The organism is Arenibacterium sp. CAU 1754, assembly GCF_054482635.1.
In genome coordinates this window covers 64,524-86,868 of record NZ_JBTLRG010000006.1, presented here as the reverse complement: position 1 = coordinate 86,868, position 22,345 = coordinate 64,524, and the positions used below count along the sequence as shown (strand labels likewise).

The window sequence follows — 22,345 nt, the reverse complement described above, 5'->3', positions numbered from 1 at the left end:
TTGATTTGTATCAACGCTCATTGCGGTGTCAGAGACATCAGCTCTGATCGGGTGGCGCCCCCAAAGAGCCTCTCACCTTCACGGTCGCGTCGAGCTTCACCGTCGTACCCGCGCTTTTTCCTTCGACCATGTCAATCAGCATGCGCGCCGCGCCACTGCCCATGTTGCGATGCGGCACGTGAACGGTCGTCAGGGCAGGCTCAACAATCCGTGCGATTTCGATGTCGTCGAACCCGGTGACGGAAACATCCTCGGGCACACTCAGGCCAAGTGCGCGGGCCTGTTTCATGGCACCAACGGCAAGAACGTCGTTGCCGCAGATAATGGCGGTCGGTGGTGTTTTCGACGACATAAGTTGATCAAAGGCCTGCGCCCCGGTGTCGATACCATAGGTTGTCTCGACAACCTGCAGAGCATCCGCGTCCAACCCGGATGCCGCAAGCGCGTCACGCACCCCCTCCAAACGCTGCCTTGCGCGGTCGTTGCTTGTCACTGCGGCGGTAATGACGGCGATGCGGCGATGACCCATCTCAATGACCTTCTCGGCGAGCGCGCGCATGGACTGCCGATTGTCAAATCCAATCGACGGCAAAACCGCCGTGCTGTCATGGGTCCACGCCACCAGCGCAGGCACACCCTGGGTTTCCAGAAAGCGATTGATCGCAGTGTCCCGGTCGTGCCCGATCAAGAGCAGCCCGTCAGCGCCACGCGCAACCAATGACCGGATCTGCTCTTCCTCGATATCGGCCCGGTAGGACGAGCTGGCCACAAGAAGCGTATAACCATTCAGGCGCAGTTCCTCCTGAAACGCCTGCAGTCCACGTGCGAAGATCGCGTTTTCCATCGTTGGAATGATGGCGCCGATCGTATTGGTCCGTTTGGATGCCATGGCGCGGGCGCCAAAATTCGGAGAGTAGCCAAGCCGCCTGACCGCCTCCAACACCTTTTCACGCGTGCTGTCGACGACCCGGTCCGGGGAATTCAGGCAGCGCGAAACCGTGGCCGTGGACACACCGGCCGCTTTTGCGACGTCATTCAGAGTTGGCACGGTTTGCGGAGTGATCATCGAAATTGGCAATCCAATAAGACGTTTAGGTGGCCTTTGAGTGCTTTGACTCAAATATGCGGATTTCGCGATGGGATGTAAACGCTTGCATCAACTTAATGTAAGCGCTTACATTGATATTTGAACCGATTCCACCAGGAGTTTTCCCATGTTTCTGATTGCGTCCGTCGTGGCCTTTGCGCTGTTCGCGGCAAATGTCGCACTGGGGGCTTTCGCGGGAAACGCCATTCTGGGTGACGTGGGGGAGATGCTGGTTCTGTTTGCCGCCTCGGCATTGTTCGTCGTGGCAATTCTTAAAAAAGAGGCTGACCACAAAAGAAAATCTGGCGGCTGAACGTCCATAGGGAGGACACGATTTGAAACGCGAGGAAACTGAACTGGAATCGGCCGAGCGCCGGAATTTCCTGAAGCTTGCCACAAGCGGCGGGTTTACGGCGGCGCTGGTCGCAGGGGCCGCAGGAACACTGTGGTCGACCGAAGCCGCGGCGCAGACCGCCAAAGAAGAAAAAGAACGCGAAGCAGCAGCGGATCATGTCATGACGGTGGCCACGGCCTATGTGCTGGGCGCCTCGCGCAGCTATCCGATCATGCAGCTTGATCTCAAGGAAAACATCCAGAACGCCACCAATGGCAAGGTTTACGTGAAACTTGCGCCGGGCGGGCAACTGGGCGCCGGTGGGGCGCTTGTTCAGAAGGTTCAGGGCGGCACCATCCAGGCGGCACAGCATTCACTGTCGAACTTTGCCCCGTTTGCCTCGGTCGTCGACCTGATCAACATGCCGTATCTGTGTGGCTCCAACCAGCGTTTCACCAACCTGGTGACGTCGGATTTCTGGAAGTCCGAGGTTCACCCCAAGGTCGAAAGCGCCGGGTTCAAGGCGCTGTTCTATGTGAACATCGACCCGCGAGTCGTGGCGGTCCGCAAAGGCGGGGCCGGGGCGGTTCTGTCGCCTGGCGATCTGTCGGGCGTCAAATTCCGCGTGCCCGGCTCAAAGATGCTGCAGCAGTATTACCGGATGGTCGGCGCGAACCCGACGCCAGTGGCCTGGGGCGAAACACCCTCGGCGATCAAACAGGGCGTTGCCGATGCGCTCGACCCGTCGGTCGGCGCGCTCTATGTCTTTGGGTTCAAGGATATTCTGAGCCATGTCACCTTTACCCAGGCGGTGCCGGACAGCCAAGTCTATTCCTGCAATCTCGAATGGTTCAACGGCCTGCCGGCGGATGTGCAGGACGGTGTGATGTGGGGGTCGGAAATGACCGCGCATATGAACCTGTCCAAGGTGCCGTCGGCCCGCGCCTATGCGATGTCGGAACTGGCCAAGTCGGGCGTCGAATTCCATTCACTGAGCGACGACCAGCTGGCGGAATGGAAAGCAGCGGGGGGCTTTCAGCGTCCCGAATGGGACGAGTTCAAGACCGAACTCGCCGGGTCAATGGACGCATTTGCCAAGCTGGAAGAAGCCGCCGGCACGCAGGGCAAATACTACGTTCACGACGCGTGACACAGCGATGCGGGCGCCCACAACGGCGCCCGCATCCCCGCCCCACTTTCTTGAAACTGCGTGACCCGATTGGGGAATACGCAAAGGCGGACTCCGCCCGATGACGGGAAATGCGATGGAACTCCTACGCCGAATTGACCGAAATGCCGAACGCTGGGCGCTTCTCTTCTTTTACGTGATGCTGGTCGTCACCATGGCGGTAGAGGTGCTGCGACGCGAGGTTTTCGCCTATTCCTCGATCTGGGGCGAAGAGATCGTGCGGTATTCCTTTATCTACCTGGCCTGGATCGGCGCCGCCGCGGCGGTCAAGGAACGCGCGCACATCCGTATCGACGTGATCCTTCATTACATGGCTCCCCGTCTGAAAGCGTTGATCTATATTTTCGGCGATCTGGTAATGTTCGGCGTCGCACTGGTCGCCCTCTACTGGTCATTCGAAACCGTCATGGTCTCGGCCAAGTTCGGCTCGGTCAGTCACGGACTGCGCGTTTCGATGGTGTGGTTTCTCATGGCAGTGCCGGCGGGCTTTGCCCTGATGATCTGGCGGCTTTTGCAATCTTTCTGGCGCGATCTGCGCAGCTTGCGAGACGGAACACCCGTTTTCGAAGGCGATAAGCTGTTTGATTGAGAGATAGACAATGCTTTGGAACCAACTCAATCAGACTGTCGAACTCGGATGGGATTTCTATCTGCCGGTAATCGCTTTTGTCGTCCTCACGGCACTGGCGGTCCCAATTTGGGCCGCGATCGGCGTGGCCGCCATTTCCATGCTGGTGTTGTCGGGCGATCTGCCGCTGTCGCTGGTCGGGGAAAGCCTGTTCGACGGGATTGACGCTTTCGCCCTTACCGCCGTGCCACTGTTTATCCTTACGGGTGACGTGCTGGTGCGGACCGGGCTCAGCCGCAAATTCCTTGATGTGGCCGAGGCACTGACCTGCTGGGCCAAGGGCGGGTTCGGATCGGCGACGGTGCTGGTTTGCGGCATGTTCTCGGCCATCTCGGGGTCGGACGCCGCAGGGGCCGCCGCCGTGGGTCGGATGACGATCGACCGGCTGGTCGAAAGCGGCTATCCGCGCCCCTACGCCTGCGCGCTGGTTGCCGCGGGCGCCTGTACCGGCATCCTGATCCCGCCATCGATCGCCTATATCATCATCGGCCTTGTGCTGGGCATATCCGCCTCGACGCTCTTCCTGGCCGCGCTCATCCCCGGGCTTGCCATCCTGACATCCATCCTGATCACAAACATCGTGATGAACCGCATTTACGCCTACGAGGGCGGCGGCATGATCTCCTTTTCCGAATGGGCCGCCAATCTGGGCAAGGCGCTGGCGTCGGGCTGGTACGCGTTCATCGTGCCGGGGATCATCTTCTATGGTATCTTCTCGGGCCGGCTGACCCCGACCGAGGCGGGGGCCACGGCGGTCATCGTCACCATTATCATCGGGTTCGTGCTCGGCACGCTGAAACTGGCCGATTTCCCGGCCATGCTGGTCAGCTCGGCCAAGGTGAATGGCGTCATCCTGCCGATTATCGCCTTTTCGCTGCCGCTGGCACAGGCACTGGCGATCATGGGTGTGCCGCAGGGATTTGTCGGCGCTGTCACATCGCTGACCGACGATCCGAACATGCTGATCCTGCTGATGATCGGCATCCTGATCGCGGCGGGCTGTGTGATGGAAACCACGCCCAATATCGTGATCCTGGCACCGATCCTGAAACCGCTGGCCGACAATATCGGCATGAACGAAATTCAGTTCTGCATAATGATGATCACCGCACTGGGTGTCGGGTTCATCACCCCGCCTTTGGGGCTGAACCTGTTCGTCGTGTCCGGCATCACCGGGGAATCGATCCTCAAGATCGCCGGCCGGGCCGTACCTTTCGTTTTCTTCATGCTGTTGGTCGTGCTGCTGATCGCCTTTGTCCCTGCGATTTCGACGACCCTTCTTCCCGATGTTTATAAATAGGACCTGATCATCATGGCGCGAGAATACCTCAAGAAAGCAACACTGACGTCCAAGTCAGGGGCGTCCGACGTCCACGAAACGGTAAAGTCCATTCTGACCGATATCGAAGCGGGCGGTGATCGGGCGGCGCTCGACTATGCCAAAAAGTTCGACAAATACGAGGGCGGCATCATCCTGTCGGACGAGGAGATTGCCGCGGCCAGTGCGCTGGTGCCCGAAAAGCTGAAAAAGGATATCCAGTTTGCGCATGACAATGTGCGCCGTTTTGCGCAAACCCAAAAGGCGACCGTCTGCGATGTGGAACTGGAAATCGTTCCGGGCCTGATCGCCGGGCAAAAAGCGATCCCTGTGGATGCTGCGGGCTGTTACGTGCCCGGCGGCCGCTACAGCCATATCGCCAGCGCCATCATGACCGTGACCACCGCCAAGGTCGCGGGCTGCAAGCACATCACCGCCTGTTCGCCGCCGCACCCCGGTGTCGGCGTGGCGCCTGCAATCGTCTATGCCGCGCATATCTGCGGCGCGGACAAGATCATGGCCATGGGCGGCGTTCAGGGCGTGGCCGCGATGACCTTTGGCCTGTTCGGCCTGCCCAAGGCCAATATCCTTGTTGGCCCCGGCAACCAGTTCGTGGCCGAGGCCAAGCGCATCCTGTTCGGCCGTGTCGGGATCGACATGATCGCCGGGCCGACCGACAGCCTGATCCTGGCCGACGGCACCGCAGATGCGCATATTGTGGCGACCGATCTCGTCAGCCAGGCCGAGCATGGTTACAACTCGCCCGTCTGGCTGGTCACCGACAACCGTGCGCTGGCGCAAAAGGTGATGGAACTGGTCCCCGGCTACATCGACGATCTGCCAGATGTGAACCGCGAAAACGCAAGCGCCGCGTGGCGCGATTATGCCGAGGTGATCCTGTGCGCTGATCGCGAGGAAATGGCGGCGACCTCGGACGCATACGCGCCCGAGCACCTGACCGTTCAGGCCGAAGACCTTGAATGGTGGCTTGAGAGGCTGACCTGCTACGGGTCGCTGTTTCTTGGCGAAGAAACCACCGTGTCCTATGGCGACAAGGCGGCGGGTACCAACCACGTTCTGCCCACCTCTGGCGCGGCCAGCTATACCGGCGGGCTGAGCGTGCACAAATACATGAAGATCGTGACGTGGCAGCGGGCCACCCGCGACGGCGCCAAGCCCGTGGCCGAAGCCACCGCACGGATTGCCCGCCTGGAAGGCATGGAGGGTCACGCCCGCGCAGCGGATGTGCGCCTGGCCAAGTATTTCCCGGACGAAGAGTTTGACCTGACCGCCAATGGCTGACCCGCGCGCCCTTTTCGACCTTTCCGGCCGTGTGGCCTGTGTGACCGGGGCGAGCGCGGGCCTGGGGCAGCGCGCAGCAAGCGCGCTGGCCGCCGCCGGGGCGCAGGTTGTCGGCGTGGCGCGCCGACGCAGCGCGCTTGAGCAATGGCAGGCCGAAACCGGACCGGGCGCGGCCTGGGTTGCGGCGGATGTGGCCGACCGCGCATCCCTCGCCGGATTGGCCGAGGCCATCGCGGCCCCGTTCGGAGCGCCCGATATCGTTGTCCATGCCGCGGGCATCAACACACGACAAGCCGCGGATGATGTGACAGCCGAGGGATGGGATGTGACGCTGGCTCTCAATCTCTCTGCGCCATTTTTCCTCAGTCAGGCCCTTGTCCCTGCGATGAAGGCCAAAGGCTGGGGCCGGATCGTCAATTTCGCCTCGCTGCAAACCACGCGCGCCTTTCCCAGCGGCATCGCCTATGGCGCGTCCAAGGCCGGCGTTGGCCAGCTGACCCGCGCCATGGCCGAAGCGTGGTCGCCCCATGGCATCACCGCCAACGCCATAGGACCGGGGTTTTTCCCGACGGACCTGACCGCGGCCGTGTTTTCAGACCCGGCCCGGGCCGCGCGCAATGCCGAACAGACCTGCATCGGGCGCAACGGCCAGTTGGAAGATATCGACGGACCGTTGCTGTTCTTGTGCTCTGAGGCCTCGGCCTATGTAACCGGGCAGGTCCTGATGGTTGACGGAGGGTTCACAGCCAAATGAAAGCGCTGGTTTATGATGCCCCCGAAACCCTTGGGTACCGCGACGTTCCCGATCCGGTGCCCAAGCCCGGCGAACAGCTGATCCGCGTGCAGGCGGTGGGCATTTGCGGGTCCGACATGCACGCCTATCTGGGCCATGATGCGCGCCGCCCTGCCCCCCTGATCCTTGGGCACGAAGCGGCGGGCACCATCATCGGGGGCGCGCGCGACGGCGAACGGGTAACGGTGAACCCTCTGGTCACTTGTGGCTCCTGTCCGGCCTGCACGTCCGGGCGCGAAAACCTGTGCGCCGCGCGCCAGATCATTTCGATGCCGCCGCGCGAGGGCGCCTTTGCTCAGTACGTCGCGATGCCCGAAACCAATCTGGTCACCGTGCCGGATGCAGTTCGGTTGACCAAGGCCGCGCTGGCGGAACCCCTTGCCGTCAGCTGGCATGCCGTGCGCCTGGGGCTCGGCGCTCTCAGCCCTTCGGAAAAGCCGGACGCGCTGGTACTGGGGGGCGGCGCGATCGGGCTTGCCGCCGCGCTCGCGCTCAGGGCCATGGGCGTGGACGATATCAAAATCGTCGAGCCGAACGCCCCTCGCCGCGCCTATCTGAACGATGTCTGCGGGCAAACCGCCGTCGAGACCGTGCAGGGCCAATATGCGCTGGTGGTCGATGCGGTCGGTTATGCGGCCACCCGCGCGACCGCGTCGGCCATGGCAAGGCCGGGAGGCGTGATCGTGCATATTGGTCTGGGCGAAGACACCGGCGGTCTCGATATCCGCAGGATGACGCTGCAGGAGATCACCTTTATCGGCACCTACACCTACACCGCGCAGGATTTCCGCGACACCGCACAGGCCATTTTCGATGGCCGCCTTGGCCCGCTGGACTGGATCGAAACCCGGTCGCTGAAAGACGGGGCACAGGCGTTTTCCGGCCTGCGCAGCGGACAGATCGCCGCCCCGAAAATCGTGCTCGATCCGTGGGCATGAGGGAGGCAACAACAATGGAGGACGCAGTGTACAAGAAAATTCTCGTTCCGATGGCGCTTGATCACGACATCTCGCCCAAGATGCTCGGCATTGCCCGCGCGCTTTTGGAGCCGGGCGGCGAAATCGTGGCGCTACATGTCTATGAGGCGCCGCAGGGATCGGTCAGCGCCTATCTCGATGCGGACACCGTGAAATCGGGTTTCAACGCGGCGGGGCGCCGGCTCGCGGAAAAGCTCGACGGCTTTGAAGGTATCGAAGCGGTCGTTTTAAAGGGGCATACCGCCCGCACGATCATCGACTACGCGGCGGACAACGATGTCGATTGTATCGTCATCGGCTCGCACAAACCGGGCCTGCGCGATTACCTGCTCGGCTCGACCGCCGGTCGGGTTGTCCGCCATGCCGGATGTTCCGTGCATGTCCAGCGCGGCTAAACCTGAACCGAAACCAATAACCGTCTGCCCGGCAGACAAGTCAAAGGAACACCCAACCAGATGAACATCGACAAAAAGATCGCGGATGATCTGGTCGCCAACGACATTTCATTTGTCACCACGGTGCCGTGCAAACAGCTGGCCGGGGTGATCGAGGAAATCGACCGGCGCGACGACATTTTTCACATTCCGTCCAACAAGGAAGACGAAGGCATGGGCCTGTGCGCCGGCGCCTGGATGGGGGGAAAACGCCCGGCCATCATCATGCAGAACACCGCCATCGGCGTGACGATCAACACGCTGGCCACGCTGATCCAGTATTACCGCATGCCCCTGCCGATGCTGATCAGCTATCGCGGTGAACTGCGCGAACCGGTGGCCTGCCAGGTCGAAATGGCGGTGCATACCAAGGCGCTGCTCGCTCAAATGAACATTCCGACCTACCACTTTCACAAGAAATCGGATGTCGAAGAGCTCGACCTGATCCTGAAATACACATTCATGTGCAACAAACCTGTGGCGATCCTTACCGATGCCAACTTCTGGGGAGGCTATGGCGACCAATGATCCGTTCAGAAATTCTCAAGGAAATCGCCCCGCTCCTGCGGGATCAGCTGGTGGTCTGCAACATTGGCATTCCCAGCCAGGAACTGCATGCGATCGACGACCAACCGACCAACTTTTACATGCTGGGCACGATGGGGCTTGCATCCTCCATCGGCCTGGGCCTGGCGCTGGCGCAGCCCAAACCGGTGATCGTGATCGACGGTGACGGGTCGATCCTGACCAACCTTGGGACGCTGCCGACAATCGCCAACAACGTGGCGGACAATTACATCCTGCTGATCATCGACAACGGATCGTATGGTTCAACCGGCGATCAGCCTACCTATGCCGGGCAGAAGACATCGCTGGCCAAGGTGGCCGAGGCGTGCGGTTGCGACCGCGTGATTGAATGCCCGGCCAAAGATACCGGTCATGTATTGCAAGAGGCGCTGGACGCGAAAAAGATGACGATCATCGTCAGCAAATGCGAAAGCGGCAATGCCAAGATGCCGGTGATCACGATGGACCCGGTGGTGATCCGCGACCGGTTCATGAAAGCCGTCCAAGCCTGACCCATGGGCCGCGCCGCTCATATTCATTCAGCCGAAGATGCGCGGCGTCTGGCCCGACGGCGGCTGCCGTGGATGGTATTCGACTATATTGACGGCGCGGCCGGAGGTGGTTCCGGGGCCGACAGGACCCGGGCGGCGCTGGACGCGATCTGTCTGCGCCCGCGCATCCTGCGGGATGTCAGCCGGCGATCGCTGGAAACGCAGGTGTTTGGCCGTTTGGCCCGGCGCCCGTTCGGCATCGCCCCGATGGGCATGTGCAACCTGTCCGGCCCGGGGGCCGACCTGATGCTGGCGCGGCTCGCGGCGCGGCACAAGGTGCCGCTGGGGGTGTCCACCGTCGCCTCGACACCGATGGAGAAATTGATCGCTGTGGCGGAGGGCAACGCCTGGTTCCAGCTTTACTTCAGCGGCGACGGTGAGGGATCTTCCAAGCTCGCCGAACGCGCACATGCAGCCGGATATGAAACACTTGTTCTGACGGTCGACGTTCCCGAGGTCGGGCGCCGCCCGCGCGAACTGCGCCACGGCTTCACCATGCCATTCCGGATCGGTCCGCGGCAATTCGTTGATTTTGCCCTGCATCCGCGATGGTCCCTTGCCACTCTGGTAAAGGGCCGGCCGGAAATGGCGAATTTCCAGATGGACGGGTATGCGTTTGACCGCACCGAAAGCCGCGCCAGGGCCGACTGGCAGACGCTGCGGCGCCTGCGGGACCTCTGGAAAGGCAATCTGGTCGTCAAAGGCGTTCTTGACGCGCAAGATGCCGTGGAATTGCAGAAATCCGGCGTCGACGCGATCCAGGTTTCAAGCCACGGGGCCAGACAACTGGAAAGCGCCCCGGCCCCGGTTCATGCGCTGCAAACCATCCGCGACGCGGTTGGCCCTGATTTTCCATTGTTTTACGATAGTGGCGTAAGATCGGGCGAGGACGTTTTGAAGGTTTTGACACTTGGTGCGGATTTCGTTTTCATCGGCCGCGTCCTGCAATTTGCGATCGCCGCCGCCGGAGAGGAAGGGTTAAACCGACTCTGGGAGGTTCTGAGCCAGGAACTGAGCATCGCGATGGCCCAGACCGGTCAGAGCGATCTGTCGTCCGTAATCTGATCCGCGAGTGACTTTCTGGGGGCGGTTCAGTTCGGGCGACGCGACACGCAAAAAACGTGATACCGTTTCGATGATTGCTGCGGTTGACATTCGATCCCACCGCGCAAACAATCCGAAAAACAAAAATACGAAATTATATTCCGCTACGCAGAATTATGGGAGGAACTTTCATGCGTATTGCCTCATTGGCCGCGGCTTTGGCCGTGTTCTCATCACCGGTTTTGGCGCAAGACGTCAATCTGCCCAAACAGTTGACATGGACCGCTTACGGAACCGGGTCTGCCGGGTACAACCAGTCCATCGCCATTGGTGCGGCGCTTCAGGAAACAACCGGCGTGAACCTGCGGGTACTGCCCGGCAAGAACGACATCGCACGAACCGAGCCGCTGCGTCAGGGCAAGGTGCAGTTCTCGGCAAACGGGGTCGGTGGATCCTTCATGGCCCAGGAAGGCGTCTTTCAGTTCGGCGCGGAAAACTGGGGCCCGCAGCCGGTCCGGATCCTTGCGGCCAACAATGGTGGTGCCGTTGGACTGTCGCTGGCAGTGGCGGCCGAGGCCTGTGAAAAGGCCGGAAAGCCCGGTTGCGAAGGGTTCACCTATGCCGATCTGAAGGGCATGCGCGTGGCCTGGGTCAAAGGCGCGCCAGCGCTCAACGTCAATAACGCGGCTTATCTGGCCTATGGCGGGCTGACCTGGGACGATGTCGAGCGGGTCGAGTTTGGCGGCTTCGGGGATTCCTGGGCCGGCATGATCGATGGCAGCGTCGATGCGGCTTTTGCCTCGACCAATTCGGGCCGCGCCTACGAGGCGGAATCGAGCCCGCGCGGCGTTTACTGGCCGCCGATTGATCCGGGCAACACCGAGGGGCTTAAGCGGATGCAGGCGATTGCTCCGTTCTTCTCCCCTATGAATGCGACGGTCGGCGCGACAATCGACGGGACGGACGGCACGCCGACGGCTGGCTATGCCTATCCCGTTCTCATGACCTATGCAGCACAGGACGCCGATCTGACCTATAACATGACCAAGGCGATGGACGTGTACTTTGACGAGTTCAAGGGCGAAGCGCCGGGCATCAACGGCTGGGCACTGGACAAGCAGAACTTCCAGTGGGTGGCACCCTACCACGAAGGCGCGATCCGGTATTACAAAGAACTCGGCGTCTGGACCGACGAAGCGCAGGCTCACAACGACAACCTTGTCGCGCGGCAGGCTGCGTTGATGAAGGCCTGGGAAGAGCTGAAGGCCGAAGCGCCGGACAACTGGGAAGAGGCGTGGGACGCAAAGCGCCGCGAAGCCTTGGCCGCCGGCGGTTTCGCTGTCGTCTTCTGATAACGTGTCCTGAAACCGGGGCGGGCTTGCTGGCCCGCCCTTCTTTTTTCTTTCCCTCACCGGACGCTTTGGCCTGACCCCACATGACCCAGAACACTGAACACAGCCGCGCAAGCGCGGCGATCGAAACCGAACGCGCGGCGGAAAGATTGGTCTTTCACGGGTTCGCGCGCTGGGTCATCATTTTCTGCACGACCGCGGCCATCGGCGTGGCGATCAATCAGCTCTTCAACCTGCGGATCGGTGGCTATTCCATGCTTGAGGGCATGTATCTCTATGTTCTGGCCGGTCTGTTTCTCAGCCTGACGTTCATCACCTTCCGGGCCTACGGTCCAGCCTCGCCCAAGGTGCCGTGGTATGACTGGGTCCTGGCGGCAGCGACGGTCGTCGTCGCAGGTTTCTTTGTTTTCACCGCCGATCAAAGCCTTGATTCCGGATGGGAATATGCCGCGCCGGAAAACGCGGTCTGGATGTCCTTTGCCCTTTATGCGCTGATTCTTGAGGGCACACGGCGCGCGGGTGGGACAGTTCTGTTCGTGATCGTTCTTGTGTTTTCGCTCTACCCGACATTTGCCGAGCATGTTCCCGACCCGCTGAGCGGGTTCACGCAGCCGTTTCGTGATGTCGTTCCCTATTTCATGATCTCATCCGAGGCGTCGTTCGGCATCCCGATGCGCGCATTCGGGAACCTGGTGATCGGGTTCATCCTGTTCGGGGCGATCCTGCAATTCACCGGCGGCGGCAAGTTCTTCAACAACCTCGCGCTGGCGCTTGTCGGCGGCTATCGTGGCGGGGCGGCCAAGGTCTCGATCTTCGCGTCGGGTTTCATGGGGTCTATGTCGGGCTCGGTCATTTCAAACGTGCTTACGACCGGCGCAGTTTCGATCCCTGCCATGAAGAAAACCGGGTTTTCCGCCCGCTACGCCGCCGCGACCGAAGCCTGCGCATCCACCGGCGGTGTCCTCATGCCGCCGATCATGGGGGCCACTGCGTTTGTGATCGCATCCTGGCTCAGCCGACCCTATGTCGAAATCATGCTGGCCGCGGCCATCCCGTCGCTTCTCTACTTTTTCGGTCTGTTCGTGCAGATCGACGCCTATTCTGCGCGTCGCGGACTCAAGGGGCTGGCCCCGGCAGATCGGCCCCGCGCGCTTGAAACGCTCAAAGAGGGTTGGCTTTATATCGCGGTCTTCGCGCTACTGATTTTCCTGATGGTCGCCTACCGGTGGGAAACCACGGCGCCCTTCTATGCCGTTGTGCTGCTGCTGGTCGTCAACCAGTTCAGCCCGCGCGACCGGGTGTCCTGGGACGGGGTGCTGAACATCATCGTCTCGGTCGGGCGCACCCTTTCGGAACTTGTCGCCGTGCTGTTGGGGATCGGCATGATCGTCGGCGCGTTTCAGGCTACCGGGCTGACCGGCCCGCTTGCCAACGAACTGGTGCATATGGCCGGCAACTCGGTTCCGATGCTGCTGCTGATGGGCGCGCTGACGTCCTTTATCTTTGGCATGGGGATGACGGTGACGGCCTGCTATATCTTCCTTGCGGTCGTTCTGGCACCGGCGCTGGTGCAGGCCGGGCTCAACGAACTCGCCGTGCACCTGTTCATCCTCTACTGGGGCATGGTCAGCTTTATCACGCCACCTGTCGCGCTTGGCGCCTTTGCCGCGGCGTCCATGGCCGGCGCAAGCGCATTCCGGACCGGGTTCGAGGCGATGAGACTGGGTGGGGTCATCTATGTGGTTCCGTTCTTTTTCGTCCTTAATCCTGCACTGATCGGCCAGGGCGCCCCCTCCGAGGTCATCCTTGTGCTGGCCTGTGCCCTGATCGGCATCTGGTTTATCTCGGCCGCTTTGCAGGGCTATGTCAGCTTTGTCGGCCCACTGGTCGGCGGCCCGTTCAGCGCGGTCCTGCGCCTGATGCTGTTCGTGGCTGGTTTCCTGATCGCTGCGCCAACCGGACTTTGGACCGGTATGAGCTTGATTACCGTCACAATCGGCGGCTTTGTCCTTGCGCTCGCCCCGCTTTTCTATGCGTGGCGATCCCATTCTGAACCGGACGCGCCAGCCGTATCGCAGGACGCGTAACAACCGCAATCCGGTGTCAGGCACGCACTATTTGCTTCGAATCGAGTTCTCAGGATACGCTTGGCCCTGTCGAGATTATGAGAAACTCATGCAGGAACGCCTGATCCGACGACCCCGAGCGATGGGCCGAGATTCCGGCCCGCGTGATACCTGTGAACAAATTTACGCACCTTGGGAAAAGGCCCGAAGCGGTATCGCGGCGGCCATTAACCCTGCTCGGATATCGAAGCCGAATTAGCCAACAAAACACACGATGAAAGCCACCAGGGAAGGGCAACGCCTAACGCATAGATCAACACATAAGGGAGGAAGAATTATGAACAGAAGAGAATTTGGAGGGCTCGCCGCAGGGGCCATGGCGATGGGACTGCCATTCAGGGCATTTGCCGACGAAACCTGCCAATCGCCTTACATGCCCAAGATCACGGGCCATGAGGAATATGTCTATGTCTGGACGCTGGGCGTCGAAGGCATGGGCGACGAACAGGACAAGCTTGTCACCATCGACGTGCGCCCTGGCTCGGCCACCCGCGGCGAGGTGATCAACTCGGTCTCGGTCGGAGGCCGAAACGAGGCGCACCATGGCGGGTTCAGTTCGGACCGGCGCCATTTCTGGGCCGGCGGGCTCGATACAAGCCGGATCTTCATATTTGACGTGCATTCCGACCCGTCGACCCCCAGTCTGCACAAGACCATCGACACATTCGTCAAGGATTCTGGCGGTTGCGTTGGTCCCCACACCTTCTTTGCCCTGCCGGGGCGGATGATGATCACCGGGCTGTCCAATGATGACGATCACGGCGGGCGCACGGCGCTTGTCGAATACAATGACGACGGCGATCACATAGCGACCTACTGGATGCCCACAGCCGACGACATGCAGGGGGCCGTCGCCGTGGATGGCGCCGTGGCGGATGGCTATGGCTATGACGTGCGCGCACTGATCCGCAAAAACGTCATGCTGACCTCGTCCTTTACCGGCTGGTCGAACTATATGATGGATTTCGGCCAGATGTTGCAGGACGGCGAAGCGATGAAACGCTTTGGCGGCACAATGGTGCAGTGGGATCTTCATACCCGACAGCCGAAAAAGGTGTTCAACGTGCCGGGCGCACCCTTGGAAATCCGTTTCCCATGGGGGGCGAATGCAAATTATGCATTTTCGACCACCGCGCTGACCTCGCAATTGTGGCTGATATACGAGGATGACGCAGGCGAATGGCAGGCCAAGTCAGTGGCCGATATCGGCAACCCGGCGGATATTCCCCTGCCTGTCGACATTTCGATTGCGGCCGACGACCAGACGCTGTGGATCAACAGCTTCATGGACGGCAAAACGCGGCTTTTCGATGTTTCTGACCCGCACAACCCGTCGCAGATCTACGAAAAGGTCATCGACCGGCAGGTCAACATGGTCAGCCAAAGCTGGGATGGTGAGCGCGTCTATTTTACCAGTTCGCTTCTGGCCAACTGGGACAAGAAAGGGGATGACAACGCCCAGTATCTCAAGGCCTACAAATGGGACGGCAACGAGTTGGTCGATGACTTCGCCATCGATTTCAACGCATTGCAACTGGGTCGCGCGCATATCATGCGCTTTGGAAGTGCCGCGCTCTATAGCTGATGTTCCCTGCTCCGGGGCCGGTCATTTCCCCGCCCCGGGGCCCATCCCTGCCCGTCCTGCCCCGCGGCACGGGCATTCAGCGAGGCCCCTGACATGCCCTTGAAAACGGCGTCCCTTGTCATCGCGCTGGCCATCGCCGGCGCTGGCGGGCTGGCCCTCTGGGTCGGCGGCGCGGCGGACTTGTCCGGCGACCGCCCGCCAATCGCATCGGTGTTCAAAAGCAGCGAAGAGTTCCAGTTCGACCCGCCTGCCCCGGGCAGCTATGCCCTGCATCGCATCAAGGCGGCGACGGATGGCCAGGTGCTCGACAGGCATGGCAATGCGACAACCCTGTCCCAGATCACCAAGGACAAGATTTCGCTGGTCAGTTTCGTCTATCTGAACTGTGGCGACATCAACGGGTGTCCCCTGGCAATGGCGACGCTGTTTGACATTCACGACACGTCGATCAAACTGCCCGGCCTGCGCGATGAGGTTCAGTTGGTCACCATCAGCTTTGATCCCGAGCGCGACACGGTCGAAGCCATAGACGCATTCGCCTATCCGATCACCAGCGATGCTTCGGCCAGTAAAAAACTTGAGTGGCACGTTCTGACGACCACAGGCCAAGAGGCCCTGAAACCCATTCTTGACGGCTATGGCCAGGTGGTTGACCGCTCGCCCGATCAGGAACAGATCAACCATCTATTGCGCATGTACCTCGTCGACCGCGAGGGCCAGATCCGGAACATCTATGGCCTTGGTCTGATCGACCCACGACTTTTGATGACCGATGTCGAAACGCTTTTGATGGAAGAAGGAAAGATCTGAGTGCGGCGCTTGGCCCTTATCACCACGTTCGCCTTGACCGGTGCAATGCTCGCCTTTCCCTCGGGCCTTGCCGCCCAGTCATCCTATACCGATGTCCCCGCCCCGATCGACCCGGCCACCTGCCCAGACCAAGGCGGCGATTGGGCCGCCCATGCCCTGAAGCGAAGCGTAACACCCCAGCTTGGCCTGCCGGCGATCCCGCACCCGGCCGACAATCCGCCAACCGCCGAAAAGATCGAACTGGGGCGCAAACTCTTCTTCGATCGGCGCCTTTCGATCAACCACACCATGTCCTGCGCCATGTGCCACGTGCCCGAACAGGCCTTTGCCAACAGGGAACTGCAAACCGCCGTAGGCGTCGAAGGCCGCAGCGTCAAGCGCAACGCGCCCACCATCGTGAACATCGGCTTTTTGACCCCTCTCTTTCATGACGGGCGCGATGTGGCGCTTGAAACGCAGTTCATCGGCCCGCTGGTGGCGCGCAACGAAATGGCCAACCCGTCGGCCGGTCGGGTGATCGCGCATTTGAAAGATCTGCCCGACTATCGCCCGCTGTTCGAGGCCGCCTTTGGCGCCCCTGCGTCGCTTGACAGGGTGGGCATGGCGCTTGCCGCCTATCAGCGCTCAACCACCTTGGGTGGCTCTGCATTTGACCGCTGGCATTTCGGCGGCCAGCAGGACGCTTTGACAGATGCCCAGAAACGCGGATATGAAATTTTTTCCGGTCGAGGGGACTGCGCCTCCTGTCATCTGATTGGCGATCAATCCGCGCTGTTCACCGATCTCGACTTTCACGATACCGGCTATGGCCGGAGCCGCGAACAGGCGCGCCAGACGCCGCCCGCCACCACTCGGATCCAACTCGCTCCGGGTGTGTTCCATGATGTCGACTTTGCCAAGGTGGCTTCTGTCGGGCAGAAGCGCGAGGCCGATCTGGGCCGCTACGAAGTTACGGAAGACCCTGCCGACCGCTGGAAATTCCGCACGCCGTCCTTGCGAAACGTGGCCCTGACCCGACCCTACATGCATGATGGCGCGCTGCACACACTCCGCGATGTCATCACGTTCTACAACGCAGGCGGGCCAAACCATCCCGGCCAGGATCCCCGTATTCGCCCGCTTGGCCTGAGCGAAACGGACATGGCCGATCTCGAAGCATTTCTGCAAAGCCTGACCTCACCCGGTCTTGAGTGCCTGGTCGCAGAAGCGCGCAGCAAGCAACCCGACAATCACTGAGAACGGACCGGCCGTTGACAGCAGGAAGGGTTGCGCCAGCAATATCGCGCGTTCAACCGACCGCGACCGGCATGGGCAGGATTGGCACGCCCTCTTCAAACGTGACGCCACTGGGAAACGTGAACTTCGCGACCTTTTTCTTGATCAGGACAAAGCCCTTGTAGGACAGCGATGCCTCGCCCTCGAACACAGGGCCGGTCACCTCCCAGATGCGCCCGCCCTGCACCTGCAGTTTTGCGTCGGTCACGATCAGGGTCAGTTTGGCGTCAAACTCCAACTGCCCCACGCGTTTGCCGTTGAAAATCATCTCAACCTTGGGTGCATGCTCTGACGTGATCTTGTGCCGCCCCATCTTGACCCAGCTTTTTTCCTCAGGCGGGTGTTTCTCCGGGTCACGATAGGCCTGCAACTCACCCATGGTTTGCCAGCCGGATTTCAGGATGTCCAAAAGCGCGACGTCCAGTGCCTCGTACAAAACCGCGAGCGCGGCGGCGAAGGTAAACGCCTCGATCATGCCGGTGCCCGCTTGCTCCACATCCTGCTCCATCGCATCTTTCGACGATTGGGCCAGGTCGAGTGCGGAAAACTCGGCACTGTCGGCGGCGTACATGTCGGCCAGGGTCTGCATCTCTGCCGCGGCCGGATCGTTTATTGTGGTCTCGGTCATGTGTCTGGTTCTCCCGCGTCTGCCAGGGGCTCTACCGTCACGCTGCCGGAATCGCGTATCGGGCGGAGTGAGAATTCGTATTCGATCCCGGGGGTGCCCGGCTCGGGATCGGCAAATTGTCGTCCGGCATCAGGGCGCGGCCGCAGGCGAACGAGATGAGGCAGGACCTTGGGTTGCGGTTCCGGCGCCCCGCGCGCGCTCCGAAAAATCAGGCGGACAAGTAAAAGCAGCGCCGCTCCCCCCACCCCGGCAACCGCAACCCAGGGCCAAAGCGATGCGCGTAACGCAACTTGCCTTTTGCGCTGGTTGTTCGCCGTTGTGAATTCGGCGATCTGTCCGGCAGGATCGGCCGCAAGAGACACCTCGACCGTCTTGCCGAACAGCGCCGCCGGCACGGGTAACTCCATCCGCAGCTTGTAGACTTCGCCGGGGCGCAGGGCCGGCAGCGGTTCCACGACAGGTGCAACCGCGCCAAAACCCAGCGCCACCTCGGTCGCTCTGCTGGCGGTCTTGCCCATGTTCACGATCTCGGCCGTCACTTCCAGCGGTGCACCCATCCGCGCATGACTGGCCACAAGCGACGTGATCGCAAGATCGGGCAACACAGAAGCGGTTCCCGGAATGCGCAGGGTCGCCAGCGGGCTTTCATTGTTGTCTTCGCGGCTTTCTTCCACGCGTGCATCGACATCGACCCGCGCCACGAATTCCATCACGCGGTCCTCGGGCGACGGCGCCACCGGGGTTTCGGAATGCACGATGATCCGCTGCCCCGGCGCCAAGGCTTCAAGCCTCATGTCCACGTCGGGCATCTGGTTGCGCCGTTCTGAAAACCTGACGCGCGTCGCATTTGACCGAACCGGCCCGTCATTCACCACCACGCCCCGGAGCACGACATGGTTCCGCGCCGCGTCATGTTCCGCAAACAATCGGATGATCCGCAGATCCGGTTTTTCCGGCGGCTCAGGCTCGGGCGGCGGCACCAGTTGCACGGTTTGCCGGGGCGATAGGTTGTTACCCTCTTCGCTTTCCCTCACGCGGGCCTCCGGATCAGCCTCGGCCTGTAACACGACCGTGCGAGGCGTGGTCACGGCCTGCACCGGTATGCTCAAGGAGCGGCTTTCCGTCTGCCCGGGCGCCAAGCCTGCAAAGCTCTGCGTGGTCGTCTTGACGAACCCGGTTTGGTCAAAAATACCCACCTCGAACGGCCCGGATTTTCCGCGTCCCTGGTTGCGGACGGCAAAACTCACCTCGATCCTGCCTGATGCCGGATCGAACCTCGCCTTCAACTCGGAAATCGTCAGATCGGGGCGGTCCGGCTCGGGCGGCGGCACCAGTTGCACGGCTTGTCGGGGTGACAGATTGTTGCCCTCTTCGCTTTCCCTCACGCGGGCCTCCGGATCGGCCTCGGCCTGTAACACGATCGTGCGGGGCGTGGTCACGGCCTGCACCGGTATGCTCAAGGAGCGGCTTTCCGTCTGCCCGGGCGCCAAGCCTGCAAAGCTCTGCGTGGTCGTCTTGACGAACCCGGTTTGGTCAAAAATACCCACCTCGAACGGCCCGGATTTTCCGCGTCCCTGGTTGCGGACGGCAAAACTCACCGCGATCCTGCCTGATGCCGGATCGAACCTCGCCTTCAACTCGGAAATCGTCAGATCAGGGCGGTCCGGCTCGGGCGGCGGCACCAGCGCCACGCGGACCGGGCCAAAGCTGTTGTTATCGAAATTCACCTCGGGCAGGTTTCTATCCGCGTTGACCGTGGCCTGAAGCCGTGCCACCTGGCCCAATGCGGTTTCGGGCACGATGACCTCGGCCACGCCACCCGCGCTACGCCCCGGTGCGATGGCAGGGAGTGTGACCTCCGGCAGGCCAAAAAGCCTTTGCAATTCGACAATCCGGACCCGCGACGGCCCGGCCTGTGACTTGCCCACGTTCTGTACGAAAACCTGAATCGTCAGGCGGCGCGTCAGAGGGTCATAGGAGGGCTGCAGCCCCGCAATGACCAAATCTGGCGGTGGCGGTGCCGGCCGTTCCAGGAACACGGCTCGCTCGACGCTCTGATTGTTGCGTTCGTTGGTCTCGCGGATGGCGGATGACACATCGGCAACCGAGCGCAGGCGCACCGTGCGTCCCAGCATTGCATCATCAACGCGAAACCGGGTTTCCACCCATTGCGCCCCACCGGGCGCCAATGGCCCAGCCGCGTAGCGGCCCATCCGGTCACCAATCACGCCAGTGCTTTCGGGAAAGGATACGGCAAAGCGCGATTTGGTCTCAGCCGGTCCGATATTTCTGACCAACGCCCGCGCCGTCAAAACCCTGGCCCCCGGATCATATTCAACCTGGAATTCCGACACGATCAGATCCGAAAGCTTTGTCGGAACCACGACTTCGGGTCTCGGACGCTCTGGCCGCACAATTTCAGGGGCGGGCCGCACAGGCCTGAGGATCTGGGCAAAGTTCCATGTGAGCATGATAAGCCCCGGCTCGCGGCTGGAGATATCGGTGCGCGACCGCATCATCTTTTCGATGTTCGCGCGGGCGCCCTCGGGTTGCCCAACCAGTCGCACCGTCAACCCCAGAGATCGCAGGTTTTCCGCAGCAAGCTGGGCCAGCTTTTCTGTCCGTTCGGGATCAAAAAGAACGACCAATGGGGTCTGCCCGGATACACTGCCCATTTCACGCAGCAGGAACTTGGCCCGCCTTATGTCCTGCGGCGTTTCCCGCCTGTTCTCAGTTTCGTTCACGTGACGAAGAATGACACTGCGAACGTCAAGTCCGGTGCGCTTGGCTGCCTGCATCCAGTCGGTCGAGAGCATGACCGCCTCGCGCAGACGCTCGTCTTCCAGCGGGCCGCGCGACATCTCGACGGTTAGTGTCTGTGCCAGCGCGACAGCCGGAAAAAACACCGCCAGGAACAGGCCGCAGATGATCCGCCGAACCGCACGGGGATCAGGCAGAAATTGACAAAGTATCGGTCTTACCACGGGCATCGGATTGCCCCTTGAAATCTTATTGCAATATTCAGATTGGGAACCGGCAATAGCCCCAGGCCCCCGCCGCCAATGCGGCCACGCCCAGATTACACCAATAGCACGAATTCGCTAACCCTAAGCCGCCAACCGCGGTCCCTCCTTAACGCTGGTCTATCCCGGCGATCCCACCCGCTCCCGGTCGATGTCAGCGCGCAATGAACGTTGGATGGCGCGCCTTGCGGCGGAACGCTAGCCATCTGGCGCCATTTCACCGGCCACGGTGATTGCGATTTTGCCCTTGTGCTGACCCTGCCCAAAATACCGCATCGCTTCGGGCACATCGCTGAGCGCGTAGGTGCGGTCGATCACCGGCACCAGTTTTCCCGCTTCGATCAGGTCCCGCAACTGTGCCAATCCCTTGTTCGGGCCTTCGGCAACCAGACACAATGTCCGGCTTTGACCCGTGATCTTCAGCCACAGGCCAAACATCCACATCTGGTACACACGCGGAATGGACCCGCCGATAAAGGCGTAGGTGCCCCGCAGTTCTAGCGCCCGAAGAATATTCACCATCGAGCGTCTGCACTGACAGTCGATGATCAGGTCATATCGCGCACCGGTTTTGGTGAAATCGGTAGAGCGATAATCAAGGACGGCATCGGCCCCGACGGCGCGCATGGTGTCAAGCTTGTGCGCGGCGTCCACGGCCGTCACGTTCGCCCCCGCTTGTTTTGCCAGCTGGATCGCAAAGGTCCCGACACCTCCGCCCGCGCCGTTGATCAGAACCTTCTGACCGGGGCCAAGCTGACCCGCCTTCAGAACGCCCTGAAGCGCCAGAACACCCGCCTGAGGCACGCAGGCCGCCTGCTCAAAACTTATATTTCCGGGTTTTCGTTCCAGCGCGATTTCAGGCGCGCAGGCATATTCGGCAAAGCCCCCGAACCTGTCCCACAGGTCGCCAAATACCGCGTCTCCGGGTTTGAAACGGGTCACATCTGCGCCGACCTTTTCAACGGTTCCCGCGACATCGCCACCCAGAATGCGCCGGTCCTGTTTTGGTCGAAACAATCCCAACAACATTCGGTTGATGAACGGCACGCCATTCAGAAACTCCCAGTCCCACGAATTGACCGAGGAGGCATGGACGCGGATCAGAACGTCGTTCCGGCCAGGTACAGGTTTGGCCACATCCCTCAGTTCCAAGTTGTCCGGTGATCCATATTCGGTGAACACAATCGCTTTCATGCCGGAATGGTGGATCAACAAAAGGCGGATTGTCATTGATCGAAATCATCATGCGGACAGACCGGTGTCATTAGAAATGCAAGGTAAATCCAGATCAGCACCATCTGGCCACGCAGAGTTGGGCGGTT

General features: G+C 61.1%; 20 protein-coding genes. 16 read left to right on the top strand and 4 right to left on the bottom strand.

The features are described 5' to 3' along the window. Nucleotides 1–37 precede the first annotated feature (37 nt). Nucleotides 38–1,066 carry a LacI family DNA-binding transcriptional regulator gene (locus ACXYMO_RS18475; RefSeq protein ID WP_458880227.1) on the bottom strand — a complete coding sequence of 343 codons (1,029 nt, stop codon included), beginning with the start codon at nucleotides 1,064–1,066 and terminating at the stop codon, nucleotides 38–40. Between the two features lie 148 nt (nucleotides 1,067–1,214). Here ACXYMO_RS18475 and ACXYMO_RS18470 point away from each other — a divergent pair, with 148 nt between their 5' ends. From ACXYMO_RS18470 to ACXYMO_RS18395, 16 genes are all read left to right on the top strand, one after another. Further along, nucleotides 1,215–1,400: a hypothetical protein gene (locus ACXYMO_RS18470; protein ID WP_458880226.1), complete on the top strand. Its 186-nt coding sequence runs from the start codon at nucleotides 1,215–1,217 to the stop codon at nucleotides 1,398–1,400. A gap of 22 nt (nucleotides 1,401–1,422) precedes the next feature. After that, nucleotides 1,423–2,571: a TRAP transporter substrate-binding protein gene (locus ACXYMO_RS18465; RefSeq protein WP_458880225.1), complete on the top strand. Its 1,149-nt coding sequence runs from the start codon at nucleotides 1,423–1,425 to the stop codon at nucleotides 2,569–2,571. 115 nt (nucleotides 2,572–2,686) lie between these two features. After that, nucleotides 2,687–3,199 (top strand): TRAP transporter small permease, encoded by a 513-nt coding sequence (locus ACXYMO_RS18460; protein WP_458880224.1) that lies wholly within the window; start codon nucleotides 2,687–2,689, stop codon nucleotides 3,197–3,199. A gap of 10 nt (nucleotides 3,200–3,209) precedes the next feature. Beyond that, nucleotides 3,210–4,538: a TRAP transporter large permease gene (locus ACXYMO_RS18455; protein WP_458880223.1), complete on the top strand. Its 1,329-nt coding sequence runs from the start codon at nucleotides 3,210–3,212 to the stop codon at nucleotides 4,536–4,538. 12 nt (nucleotides 4,539–4,550) lie between these two features. Continuing rightward, a complete protein-coding gene (gene hisD, locus ACXYMO_RS18450) occupies nucleotides 4,551–5,858 on the top strand; it encodes a histidinol dehydrogenase (RefSeq protein WP_458880222.1) in 1,308 nt (435 codons plus the stop codon). Continuing rightward, nucleotides 5,851–6,612, top strand: a complete 762-nt coding sequence (locus ACXYMO_RS18445) for an SDR family NAD(P)-dependent oxidoreductase (RefSeq protein ID WP_458880221.1) — start codon at nucleotides 5,851–5,853, stop codon at nucleotides 6,610–6,612. The genes hisD and ACXYMO_RS18445 overlap by 8 nt, the downstream gene beginning before the upstream one ends. After that, on the top strand, nucleotides 6,609–7,589 hold the full coding sequence (locus ACXYMO_RS18440; RefSeq protein ID WP_458880220.1) for a zinc-dependent alcohol dehydrogenase: 981 nt from the start codon (nucleotides 6,609–6,611) through the stop codon (nucleotides 7,587–7,589). Before ACXYMO_RS18445 ends, ACXYMO_RS18440 begins: the two co-directional genes overlap by 4 nt. 26 nt (nucleotides 7,590–7,615) lie before the next feature. Further along, a complete protein-coding gene (locus ACXYMO_RS18435; protein ID WP_458880256.1) occupies nucleotides 7,616–8,023 on the top strand; it encodes a universal stress protein in 408 nt (135 codons plus the stop codon). Between the two features lie 60 nt (nucleotides 8,024–8,083). Beyond that, entirely contained in the window at nucleotides 8,084–8,590 is a 507-nt protein-coding gene (gene comD, locus ACXYMO_RS18430; protein WP_458880219.1) for a sulfopyruvate decarboxylase subunit alpha, read from the top strand. Next, complete coding sequence (comE, locus tag ACXYMO_RS18425) at nucleotides 8,587–9,141, top strand: sulfopyruvate decarboxylase subunit beta (protein WP_458880218.1); 555 nt, start codon at nucleotides 8,587–8,589, stop codon at nucleotides 9,139–9,141. The genes comD and comE overlap by 4 nt, the downstream gene beginning before the upstream one ends. Before the next feature lie 3 nt (nucleotides 9,142–9,144). Continuing rightward, nucleotides 9,145–10,245, top strand: coding sequence for an alpha-hydroxy acid oxidase (locus ACXYMO_RS18420; RefSeq protein WP_458880217.1), 1,101 nt, complete (start codon nucleotides 9,145–9,147; stop codon nucleotides 10,243–10,245). A 170-nt stretch (nucleotides 10,246–10,415) separates the two neighbouring features. After that, complete coding sequence (locus ACXYMO_RS18415) at nucleotides 10,416–11,576, top strand: TAXI family TRAP transporter solute-binding subunit (RefSeq protein WP_458880216.1); 1,161 nt, start codon at nucleotides 10,416–10,418, stop codon at nucleotides 11,574–11,576. Nucleotides 11,577–11,659: 83 nt separating this feature from the next. Next, entirely contained in the window at nucleotides 11,660–13,663 is a 2,004-nt protein-coding gene (locus ACXYMO_RS18410; protein ID WP_458880215.1) for a TRAP transporter permease, read from the top strand. A gap of 316 nt (nucleotides 13,664–13,979) precedes the next feature. Further along, a complete protein-coding gene (gene mtoX / locus ACXYMO_RS18405) occupies nucleotides 13,980–15,287 on the top strand; it encodes a methanethiol oxidase (protein WP_458880214.1) in 1,308 nt (435 codons plus the stop codon). Nucleotides 15,288–15,380: 93 nt separating this feature from the next. Further along, nucleotides 15,381–16,097 (top strand): SCO family protein, encoded by a 717-nt coding sequence (locus tag ACXYMO_RS18400; protein WP_458880213.1) that lies wholly within the window; start codon nucleotides 15,381–15,383, stop codon nucleotides 16,095–16,097. Beyond that, nucleotides 16,098–17,333 carry a cytochrome-c peroxidase gene (locus ACXYMO_RS18395; RefSeq protein WP_458880212.1) on the top strand — a complete coding sequence of 412 codons (1,236 nt, stop codon included), beginning with the start codon at nucleotides 16,098–16,100 and terminating at the stop codon, nucleotides 17,331–17,333. A 52-nt stretch (nucleotides 17,334–17,385) separates the two neighbouring features. Here ACXYMO_RS18395 and ACXYMO_RS18390 read toward each other — a convergent pair whose 3' ends face one another. The 3 genes from ACXYMO_RS18390 to ACXYMO_RS18380 form a co-directional block, all read right to left on the bottom strand. Then, complete coding sequence (locus ACXYMO_RS18390) at nucleotides 17,386–18,000, bottom strand: hypothetical protein (protein ID WP_458880211.1); 615 nt, start codon at nucleotides 17,998–18,000, stop codon at nucleotides 17,386–17,388. Continuing rightward, on the bottom strand, nucleotides 17,997–20,984 hold the full coding sequence (locus ACXYMO_RS18385; protein ID WP_458880210.1) for a CARDB domain-containing protein: 2,988 nt from the start codon (nucleotides 20,982–20,984) through the stop codon (nucleotides 17,997–17,999). The genes ACXYMO_RS18390 and ACXYMO_RS18385 overlap by 4 nt, the downstream gene beginning before the upstream one ends. A 237-nt stretch (nucleotides 20,985–21,221) precedes the next feature. Then, a complete protein-coding gene (locus ACXYMO_RS18380) occupies nucleotides 21,222–22,253 on the bottom strand; it encodes an NAD(P)-dependent alcohol dehydrogenase (RefSeq protein WP_458880209.1) in 1,032 nt (343 codons plus the stop codon). Nucleotides 22,254–22,345 lie beyond the last annotated feature (92 nt).

What these genes read in the sequence shown, in the direction of transcription:
- ACXYMO_RS18410 (WP_458880215.1), top strand. Translation starts at nt 11,660, where the DNA reads ATGACCCAGAACACTGAACACAGCCGCGCAAGCGCGGCGATCGAAACC.
- ACXYMO_RS18420 (WP_458880217.1), top strand. Translation starts at nt 9,145, where the DNA reads ATGGGCCGCGCCGCTCATATTCATTCAGCCGAAGATGCGCGGCGTCTG.
- comE (WP_458880218.1), top strand. Translation starts at nt 8,587, where the DNA reads ATGATCCGTTCAGAAATTCTCAAGGAAATCGCCCCGCTCCTGCGGGAT.
- ACXYMO_RS18445 (WP_458880221.1), top strand. Translation starts at nt 5,851, where the DNA reads ATGGCTGACCCGCGCGCCCTTTTCGACCTTTCCGGCCGTGTGGCCTGT.
- ACXYMO_RS18415 (WP_458880216.1), top strand. Translation starts at nt 10,416, where the DNA reads ATGCGTATTGCCTCATTGGCCGCGGCTTTGGCCGTGTTCTCATCACCG.
- ACXYMO_RS18390 (WP_458880211.1), bottom strand. Translation starts at nt 18,000, where the DNA reads ATGACCGAGACCACAATAAACGATCCGGCCGCGGCAGAGATGCAGACC.
- ACXYMO_RS18400 (WP_458880213.1), top strand. Translation starts at nt 15,381, where the DNA reads ATGCCCTTGAAAACGGCGTCCCTTGTCATCGCGCTGGCCATCGCCGGC.
- ACXYMO_RS18380 (WP_458880209.1), bottom strand. Translation starts at nt 22,253, where the DNA reads ATGACAATCCGCCTTTTGTTGATCCACCATTCCGGCATGAAAGCGATT.
- mtoX (WP_458880214.1), top strand. Translation starts at nt 13,980, where the DNA reads ATGAACAGAAGAGAATTTGGAGGGCTCGCCGCAGGGGCCATGGCGATG.
- ACXYMO_RS18460 (WP_458880224.1), top strand. Translation starts at nt 2,687, where the DNA reads ATGGAACTCCTACGCCGAATTGACCGAAATGCCGAACGCTGGGCGCTT.
- ACXYMO_RS18470 (WP_458880226.1), top strand. Translation starts at nt 1,215, where the DNA reads ATGTTTCTGATTGCGTCCGTCGTGGCCTTTGCGCTGTTCGCGGCAAAT.
- ACXYMO_RS18475 (WP_458880227.1), bottom strand. Translation starts at nt 1,066, where the DNA reads ATGATCACTCCGCAAACCGTGCCAACTCTGAATGACGTCGCAAAAGCG.
- ACXYMO_RS18440 (WP_458880220.1), top strand. Translation starts at nt 6,609, where the DNA reads ATGAAAGCGCTGGTTTATGATGCCCCCGAAACCCTTGGGTACCGCGAC.
- comD (WP_458880219.1), top strand. Translation starts at nt 8,084, where the DNA reads ATGAACATCGACAAAAAGATCGCGGATGATCTGGTCGCCAACGACATT.
- hisD (WP_458880222.1), top strand. Translation starts at nt 4,551, where the DNA reads ATGGCGCGAGAATACCTCAAGAAAGCAACACTGACGTCCAAGTCAGGG.
- ACXYMO_RS18455 (WP_458880223.1), top strand. Translation starts at nt 3,210, where the DNA reads ATGCTTTGGAACCAACTCAATCAGACTGTCGAACTCGGATGGGATTTC.